Genomic DNA, 9002 nt, shown 5'->3' with positions numbered 1-9002 from the left:
GTACAAGCGGAGATGGACAGTGCCAAGCTGAATTTTGAAAAAGCCCTGACCACCGCGCTCAACGAGGTCAACACCAACTACCTTGCCTACAAAAACGCGCAGGCCAGCCTTGCCAATCAAGAACAGCGTTATCAGTTGGACAAGAAAAACAGCCATTACTATCAAGTACGCTACCAACACGGTAAAAACGAGCTGAAAGACTGGCTGGAGGCTTTGAATTCGGAATACAGCTCGGCGCAAAACCTACTGAACCAACGCTATGAAGCCTTGAAATACGAAAATATGGTGTATAAAGCCATGGCGGGACGTTATACGCCGAAATAGCATTTTCAGACGGCCTTTGGTTAATTTCCGTCAAAGGTCGTCTGAAAAACATTCAAGCAACTGAATTTTCATATATAATCGCGCGTTTATTTGATTTTATCCGGACAACATTATGGCCTTTGCCTCTCTCTTTACGCTTTTGGACGACATTACCGCCGTTTTGGACGACGTAGCGATGATGACCAAAGTCGCCGCCAAAAAAACTGCCGGCGTGGTTGGCGACGATTTGGCGCTCAACGCCAATCAGGTAACCGGCGTATCCGCCGAGCGCGAATTGCCGATTATTTGGGCGGTGGCCAAAGGCTCTCTGGTCAACAAGCTGATTCTGGTGCCGCTTGCGCTGTTGCTTTCCGCTTTCGTGCCTGCGCTGATTACGCCCTTGTTGATGATCGGCGGTGTTTATTTGTGTTTTGAAGGCGTGGAAAAACTGTTGCACAAATTCTTGCACCGCAATGAACACGAAGACGGACACGATGCCGAGCCTGAAGTCACAGACGAAAAAACAAAAGTGAAAGGCGCGGTCCGCACAGATTTCATCCTCTCCGCCGAAATTATTATTATCGCGCTGGGCGTTGTTAAAAAATATGACCTGATGACGCGTTCTTTGGTGATGGCCGCCATCGGTGTCGGCATGACGGCATTGGTCTATGGTTTGGTCGGCATTATCGTCAAACTTGACGACCTCGGCATGATGTTGATGCGCCAAAAAAGCGTTGCTGTGCAAGGTATCGGACGCAGTTTGATTTCATTTATGCCTTGGTTTATGCGTGGCTTGAGCATTGTCGGCACGCTGGCGATGTTCTTGGTTGGCGGCGGACTGATCACCCACAACCTTGGCTTTTTGCACGATTTCCTCCACGCACAGCATTGGGACAGCGGCATGATGGAACATATCGCCAACTTGGTGGTCGGAGTAGCCGCCGGTGCATTGGCTTGCGCAATCGTCCTGCCTGCAATGAAATTGTTTCAAAAAGACTGATTTTGTTTCCCTGCCGTCTGAAAACTTTTCAGACGGCCTCAATACCATTTAAAGCATGAATATTTTCCGTAAACTCGAACAATACTGGCAACATCCGCTGCTTTACTGGCCGCTGGTCATCTTGATTGCCGCCGCGACACCGTTCACTTTCGCCCCGTATTATCATTTCTGGCTGATGCCGCTGTTGTTTGGCGCGCTGATACGCCTAATTGAATTACGTCCGCGCTTCGCCGTCATGACAGCCTATCTGTTCGGATTAATCGGTTATACGGCACAGTTTTATTGGATACACACTGCCTTGCATGATGTTTCGGGTTTGCCGGATTCATACGCCATCCCCCTCACCTTCCTGCTGCCGGCATTTCTTGCGCTTTATCCGGCCATCTGTTTTTGGGGGTGGAGAAAATGCAACCTGTCGCGCTGGGCTAAAACCGGCCTCCTGCTGCCGATTTTATGGACGCTGGCAGAATTTGCCCGCGAACGTTTCCTGACCGGATTCGGCTGGGGCGCAATCGGCTATTCCCAAATCATCAAAGACAGCCCATTGGCAGGTTTCGCGCCTTTGGGCGGCATCCATATGGTCACGCTGGCAACCGCTTTCCTCAGCGTATGGCTGGTGTTGCTGATTGACAACCATGGCCGTCTGAAACACCGCCTGCTGCCCTTATTCCTTATCGTTGCGCTCTGCTCCGTCGGCTACATTTCCCAACAGACCGAATACACCCGCCCTGACGGCAGCACCAACACGGTCGCCCTGATTCAAGGCAACATCGAGCAAAATCTGAAATGGAAGGAAGAACAAATCATTCCGACCATTCAGAAATACTACGAACAAATCAGCAAGACCAGTGCCGACATCGTCATCCTGCCTGAAACCGCCCTGCCGCTGATGCGTCAAGACCTGCCCGAAGGCATCTTGGAACAATTCGCCGAACAGGCGCAAAGCAACGGCAGCGCGTTGGCCATCGGCATCAGCCAATATACGCCCGACGGCAACGGCTACGAAAATGCAGTCATCAATTTGAGCGGCTATCACAACAGCACTTCCGATACCATCCCCTACTACGCCAAGAACCACCTCGTTCCATTTGGCGAATACAAGCCCTTGCCCACCATTACCGAGCGCCTCTATAAAATGATGGATATGCCTTTGGCCGACTTTCAAAAAGGCGGCGACAACCAAGCGCCTTTGGTGATGAAAGATCAAAAAGTCGCCTTCAATATCTGCTATGAAGACGGTTTCGGCGACGAACTCATTGCAACGGCGAAACGCTCCACCTTGCTTGCCAACATCAGCAATATGGCGTGGTATGGCAAATCCAATGCCATGTACCAGCAGCTTCAACAGTCCCAAGCGCGTGCAATGGAACTGGGCCGCTACATGGTTCGCGCCACCAATACCGGCGCGACCGCCATTATTTCCCCTAAAGGTACGATTGTTGCCGAAGCCCAACCGAATACTGAAACCGTCCTCGAAGGCCACGTCAAAGGCTATATCGGCGAAACGCCTTATATGAAAGCAGGCGGCTCAACATGGCTTATCAGCATTTTGGCCGTTATCGGCGTATTCCTTATCCTGATTGGCCGGAAAAAACCAGAATAAAAAATTTTTAAGACCTTGTTATACAAGGTCTTTTTTATCACTAAAACTATTTACATACAGAAATGTTTGTAATATACTTAGCCAAAACCTAGCAAATCACTCAAATTTTCTAAGACAATCAACCCTTGCGATTCAAGCAGTAAAAACTATTGAATCTATCGTTAATTTACAGAAAAAATCCAACCCATAACAAAACAAACCACAGGCAGTGTTATACTGCTTGTCACACAATAAACAAAAAGCCGTCTTCAGACGGCCCAATCAAGGAAGGCACCCTTCATGAATAAAGCTTTTGCATTACCTGTTATCCACAGCGGCAACGGTAGCCTCGAGCAATACATTCATACTGTCAACAGCATTCCCATGCTTACCGCCGAAGAAGAAACACAACTGGCGGAACGTCAACAAAAAGGCGACCTTAACGCCGCCAAACAGCTTATCCTGTCGCATCTTCGCGTCGTCGTATCCATTGCACGCGGCTACGACGGCTACGGCCTCAACCAAGCTGACCTGATTCAAGAAGGCAATATCGGCCTGATGAAAGCCGTCAAACGCTACGAACCAAGTCGCGGCGCGCGCCTATTTTCGTTTGCCGTGCATTGGATTAAAGCCGAAATCCACGAATTCATTTTGCGCAACTGGCGTTTGGTCCGCGTTGCCACCACCAAACCGCAACGCAAACTGTTCTTCAATCTGCGCAGCATGCGTAAAAACTTGAATGCCTTGTCTCCAAAAGAAGCGCAAGAAATCGCCGACGATTTGGGCGTCAAATTGTCCGAAGTCTTGGAAATGGAGCAACGCATGACCGGTCACGACATCGGCATCATGGCAGAAAACAACGATGACGAGGACAACTTCGCTCCTATCGACTGGTTGGCCGATCACGATGCAGAGCCTAGCCGTCAGTTGTCCAAACAAGCCCACTACGCCCTGCAAACCGAAGGCCTGCAAAACGCCCTGGCGCAACTGGACGACCGCAGCCGCCGTATCGTTGAAAGCCGCTGGTTGCAAGACGATGGCGGTTTAACCCTGCACGAATTGGCTGCCGAATACGGCGTATCTGCCGAACGCATCCGCCAAATCGAAGCCAAAGCCATGCAAAAATTGCGCGGTTTTTTGGCAGAAGAAGCAGAAGCCGTTTAAGCTTTTCTTGATAAAAAGGCCGTCTGAATCTTTTCAGACGGCCTTTTCGATGGCAAACCTCATTGTATCTTCTCCCCCAACACATTCATTTTAAAGCCCACTTAAGCTATAATACCCACCACACACACTACCCAGTCATACCATAACCATGCAACTTACCGTCGTCGGACTCAATCACCAAACCGCGCCCTTGAGCATACGCGAAAAACTGGCATTTGCAGCTGCAAATCTGCCGGATGCCGTGTCCAACCTCGCGCGCAGTGAGGCGGCGGAAGAAGCAGTTATTCTTTCTACCTGCAACCGCACCGAGCTTTACTGCGTCGGTGAAACCGAAAAAATCATCGACTGGTTGGCGCAATATCACGACCTGCCTGCCGAAGAAATCCGCCCTTACCTCTATACCTTAGATAATAATGAAACCGTCCGCCACGCCTTCCGTGTCGCCTGCGGTTTGGACTCCATGGTCTTGGGCGAACCGCAAATTCTCGGTCAAATCAAAGATGCCGTCCGCGTTGCGCAAGAACAGGAAAGCATCAATACCCACTTAAACGCCCTGTTTCAAAAAACCTTTGCCGTTGCCAAAGAAGTGCGTACTGACACTGCTGTCGGCGAAAACTCCGTCTCCATGGCTTCTGCATCGGTCAAAATGGCAGAGCAAATCTTCCCTTCCATTTCCGATCTGAACGTTCTCTTTATTGGCGCAGGCGAAATGATTGAACTGGTGGCCACTTATTTTGCCGCCAAAAATCCCAAGCTCATTACCGTTGCCAACCGTACACACCAGCGCGCGCAGGAATTGTGCGACAAACTCGGCGTCAACGCCGAAGCCTGCCTGTTGAATGAATTGCCCGATATTCTTCACGATTACGACGTGGTCGTTTCTTCCACCGCCAGCCAACTTCCCCTCGTCGGCAAAGGCATGGTTGAGCGCGCATTGAAAAAACGCCACAACATGCCTGTTTTCCTTCTGGATTTGGCCGTTCCGCGCGACATCGAAGCCGAAGTCGGCGAATTGGAAGACGCATATCTCTATACCGTAGACGACATGATGGACATTGTCCAAAGCGGTAAAGATGCGCGCAAAAAAGCAGCGGCGGCGGCTGAAAGCATGGTGGAAGAAAAAGTCAGCGAATTTATCCGCCTGCAGAAAAACCGCCAAAGTGTTCCGCTTATCCGCGCATTGCGCGACGAAGGCGAACGTGCGCGCCGCCAAGTATTGGAAAATGCCATGAAGCAACTGGCAAAAGGCGTATCCGCCGAGGATGTCCTTGAACGCCTCTCCATTCAGTTGACCAACAAACTGCTCCACTCTCCGACACGCACGCTCAATAAAGCCGGCTCGGACAACAGCGAATTAATCGATGCCGTGGCGCAGATCTACCATTTGGATCAACACGACTGACCACAATTTAAAGGCCGTCTGAAAGAAGCGAACCGACCGACAGGTCATATCCCAAAGTTTTCAGACGGCCTTAAAACAATAAAATCCCAATCATTATTTTTTCATTTAAAATGAAATGCTTGAAAAAAAACCGTTAAAGTGTAAAAATCCTACCTTATACATTTAAACAGCATTCAAACAATAAAACTGCCTGCCGGCTCAAACGCATGCCGACAATACAATAGGCACCGGCAAAAGGAACTTTCGTGAATATTAAAACAAACACATATCTGGCCCTTGCTGTCCTCTCAGCTTCCCTTCTTTCAGGTTGCGACAAAGTCAGCACCTTTTTCGGTAAAGACGAAAACAAAGAACTCGTCCAACGCATAGAAACCAATACCGATGACGGAAAAGTCGGTATGTTGCTGCCCGACTTCGCCCAACTGGTGCAAAACGAAGGACAGGCAGTCGTCAATATTCAAGCGACACCGGCAAAACGCACTGCGACACCGGATGACGACCACAGCATGGACCTGAGTCAATTCCCCGACAACGATCCATTTTACGAGTTCTTCAAGCGCCTTGTTCCCAATATGCCCGACATGCCGCAGGAAGATACTGAAAGCGACGCTTTGAATTTCGGTTCCGGCTTCATCATCAGCAAAGACGGCTATATCCTGACCAATACCCACGTGGTTGCCGGCATGGGCAATATCAAAGTCCTGCTCAACGACAAACGCGAATACACAGCCAAACTGGTCGGCTCAGATGCCCAATCCGACGTTGCCCTCTTAAAAATTGAGCCGCAAGAAGACTTGCCGGTTGTCAAAATCGGCAATCCGAAAGATTTGAAACCGGGCGAATGGGTAGCCGCCATCGGCGCGCCTTTCGGCTTTGACAACAGCGTAACCTCCGGCATCGTCTCCGCAAAAGGCCGCAGCCTGCCGAATGAAAACTACACGCCGTTTATCCAAACCGACGTTGCCATCAACCCCGGTAACTCAGGCGGCCCATTATTCAACCTCCGCGGCCAAGTAGTCGGCATCAATTCGCAAATTTACAGCCGCAGCGGCGGTTTCATGGGCATTTCATTTGCCATTCCGATTGATGTTGCCATGAATGTGGCCGAACAATTAAAAGCCAACGGCAAAGTCCAACGCGGTCAATTAGGCGTGGTTATTCAAGAAGTTTCTTATGATTTGGCCAAATCTTTCGGTTTGGACAAAGCAAGTGGCGCACTGATTGCCAAAATCATGCCGAACAGCGCAGCACAACAAGCCGGTTTGCAGGTTGGTGACATCGTGCGCAAAGTTAACGGCGAAGAAGTCCGCGCTTCCAGCGATTTGCCTGTTATGGTCGGCTCGATTATGCCGGGCAAAGAAGTGACTTTGAGCATTTGGCGCGGCGGCAAACAAACCGATGTCAAAGTCAAACTTGGCAGCGCAGCCGAGCAAACGGAAACTTCTGCAAAAGAAGCCGAACACCCACAACATGAAGGCAGCCATGACGGATTTACCGTTGAAAACGCAGGCGTTACCCTGCAGGTTGAAAACGCAGACGGCAAACAACGCTTAATCGTTCTGCGCGTTAGCGGAGCGGCCGAACGTGCCGGCCTCAAACGCGGCGACGAAATCATTGCCATCAGCCAAATCAGCGTCAATGACGAATCCACTTTCCGTAGCGCATTGGAAAGCTCAGGCAAAAACGTACCGCTTTTGGTACAACGCGATGGCAATACTTTGTTCCTCGCACTAAATCTGCAGTAGTCCGATTTTTCAGACGGCATGATGATGTGTTAGATGATAAAATACCCATCTGTCAAAGGCGGTGGGTATTTTGTTATCCGCCTTCCAATTTAGGCCGTCTGAAAATATTTCACCGCTTATATACAATATAATTATGCAACTCATTAATTATTCAAATTCTATTTTATCTATCGTCCCGGCAGCCATTGCGCTCGCCCTGGCCATTGCCACACGCCGTGTGTTGCTGTCCCTGGGTGTCGGCATTATCGTCGGCTCATTCCTGCTGGTAGGCGGTAATCCACTCGATGCCTTGGTTCACTTAAAAGACATGGCGATCAGCCTGACTTGGGCGGACGGCGATTGGTCCTTGGGCAAACCCAAAATCCTGCTCTTTTTGGTGCTTTTGGGGATTTTCACTTCCCTGCTGACACATTCCGGCAGCAACCAAGCATTTGCCGATTGGGCAAAACAGCACATCAAAGGCCGTCGCGGTGCGAAGCTGCTGACCGCCTGTTTGGTATTCGTTACCTTTATTGACGACTATTTCCACAGTCTTGCCGTCGGTGCGATTGCCCGCCCTGTAACCGACAAATTCAAAGTTTCCCGCGCCAAACTGGCTTATATCCTTGACTCCACTGCCGCGCCGATGTGCGTTTTGATGCCAGTATCCAGCTGGGGCGCATCGATTATCGCTACTTTGGCCGGCCTTTTGGTGACTTACAACATCACAGACTACACACCAATGGGCGCATTCGTGGCCATGAGCCTGATGAATTACTACGCCGTCTTCGCATTGATTATGGTGTTTATCGTTGCCTGGTTCTCATTCGACATCGGCTCTATGGCTCGTTTGGAACGTGCCGCTTTGAATGAAACTCATGATGAAACCATTGAAACAGGCCATCCCAACGGCCGTGTATTCGCGCTGATTGTGCCGGTTTTGGTACTGATCGTCGCCACGGTTTCCGCCATGATTTACACTGGTGCGCAAGCTTCTGAGACCTTCTCTTTGCTCAGCGCATTTGAAAATACCGATGTGAACACTTCCCTCGTATTTGGCGGGACTTGCGGCGTATTGGCCGTCATCCTCTGCACCATCGGCACCATCAAAACCAGCGATTACCCTAAAGCCATTTGGCAGGGCATCATCTCTATGCGCGGTGCCATTACCATCTTGATTTTGGCATGGATCATCAGCACCGTTGTCAGCGAGATGCATACCGGCGAATACCTCTCCACTTTAGTGGCAGGCAATATCCACGCAGGCTTCCTGCCCGTGATTTTGTTCATGCTCGCAGGTGTGATGGCCTTCGCTACCGGCACAAGCTGGGGTACATTCGGCATCATGTTGCCGATTGCCGCCGCTATGGCCGTCAAAGTCGAACCTTCGCTGATTATCCCTTGCATGTCTGCCGTAATGGCCGGAGCCGTATTTGGCGACCACTGCTCTCCGATTTCCGACACCACCATCCTCTCTTCTACCGGCGCACACTGTAACCACATCGACCACGTTACCTCGCAATTCCCTTACGCGCTGACCGTAGCCGCGTCTGCCGCCTCAGGCTACCTCGCACTGGGCATGACCGGCTCTGCACCTTTAGGTTTTGTGGTAACCGGCATCGTGATGGTTATATTGATTTTTATCTTGAAAGACAAGAAAAAAGCAACTGCCTAATTCAAAACCAATATTCAGACGGCCTGAGATATTCCTACACTCTCAGGCCGTCTGAACATAACGATTATCCAATATATACATTATTCAGGACAAAACAATGAATACGCCTCATCTTCCACGCGGCCCAGTCATGGCCGATGTTGCCGCCTATC

The 9002-nt window shown here is 50.2% G+C and carries 6 protein-coding genes and 1 pseudogene; all 7 read left to right on the top strand.

Annotation, left to right across the window (positions count from 1 at the left end; genetic code table 11):
* Positions 1-324: pseudogene (locus tag ACTHSP_RS14530) on the top strand (TolC family protein); the annotation flags it as partial.
* Between the two features lie 112 nt (positions 325-436).
* Positions 437-1303: a DUF808 domain-containing protein gene (locus ACTHSP_RS14525; RefSeq protein WP_440346334.1), complete on the top strand. Its 867-nt coding sequence runs from the start codon at positions 437-439 to the stop codon at positions 1301-1303.
* Between the two features lie 55 nt (positions 1304-1358).
* A complete protein-coding gene (lnt, locus tag ACTHSP_RS14520; protein ID WP_440346333.1) occupies positions 1359-2906 on the top strand; it encodes an apolipoprotein N-acyltransferase in 1548 nt (515 codons plus the stop codon).
* A 279-nt stretch (positions 2907-3185) separates the two neighbouring features.
* Complete coding sequence (gene rpoH, locus ACTHSP_RS14515) at positions 3186-4049, top strand: RNA polymerase sigma factor RpoH (protein WP_004519690.1); 864 nt, start codon at positions 3186-3188, stop codon at positions 4047-4049.
* A 148-nt stretch (positions 4050-4197) separates the two neighbouring features.
* Positions 4198-5451 (top strand): glutamyl-tRNA reductase, encoded by a 1254-nt coding sequence (gene hemA / locus ACTHSP_RS14510; protein ID WP_003684306.1) that lies wholly within the window; start codon positions 4198-4200, stop codon positions 5449-5451.
* Between the two features lie 245 nt (positions 5452-5696).
* Complete coding sequence (locus tag ACTHSP_RS14505) at positions 5697-7196, top strand: DegQ family serine endoprotease (RefSeq protein ID WP_049350959.1); 1500 nt, start codon at positions 5697-5699, stop codon at positions 7194-7196.
* A 133-nt stretch (positions 7197-7329) separates the two neighbouring features.
* Positions 7330-8850, top strand: coding sequence for a Na+/H+ antiporter NhaC family protein (locus ACTHSP_RS14500; protein ID WP_049350960.1), 1521 nt, complete (start codon positions 7330-7332; stop codon positions 8848-8850).
* The last annotated feature ends 152 nt before the right edge of the window (positions 8851-9002 follow it).

Source organism: Neisseria sp. P0001.S005, assembly GCF_051963715.1.
This window is presented reverse-complemented; position numbering and strand designations above follow the sequence as displayed.

Excerpts from the sequence above, each read along its gene's own strand:
- hemA (WP_003684306.1), top strand. The coding sequence starts at position 4,198 with ATGCAACTTACCGTCGTCGGACTCAATCACCAAACCGCGCCCTTGAGC.
- rpoH (WP_004519690.1), top strand. The coding sequence starts at position 3,186 with ATGAATAAAGCTTTTGCATTACCTGTTATCCACAGCGGCAACGGTAGC.
- ACTHSP_RS14500 (WP_049350960.1), top strand. The coding sequence starts at position 7,330 with ATGCAACTCATTAATTATTCAAATTCTATTTTATCTATCGTCCCGGCA.
- ACTHSP_RS14525 (WP_440346334.1), top strand. The coding sequence starts at position 437 with ATGGCCTTTGCCTCTCTCTTTACGCTTTTGGACGACATTACCGCCGTT.
- lnt (WP_440346333.1), top strand. The coding sequence starts at position 1,359 with ATGAATATTTTCCGTAAACTCGAACAATACTGGCAACATCCGCTGCTT.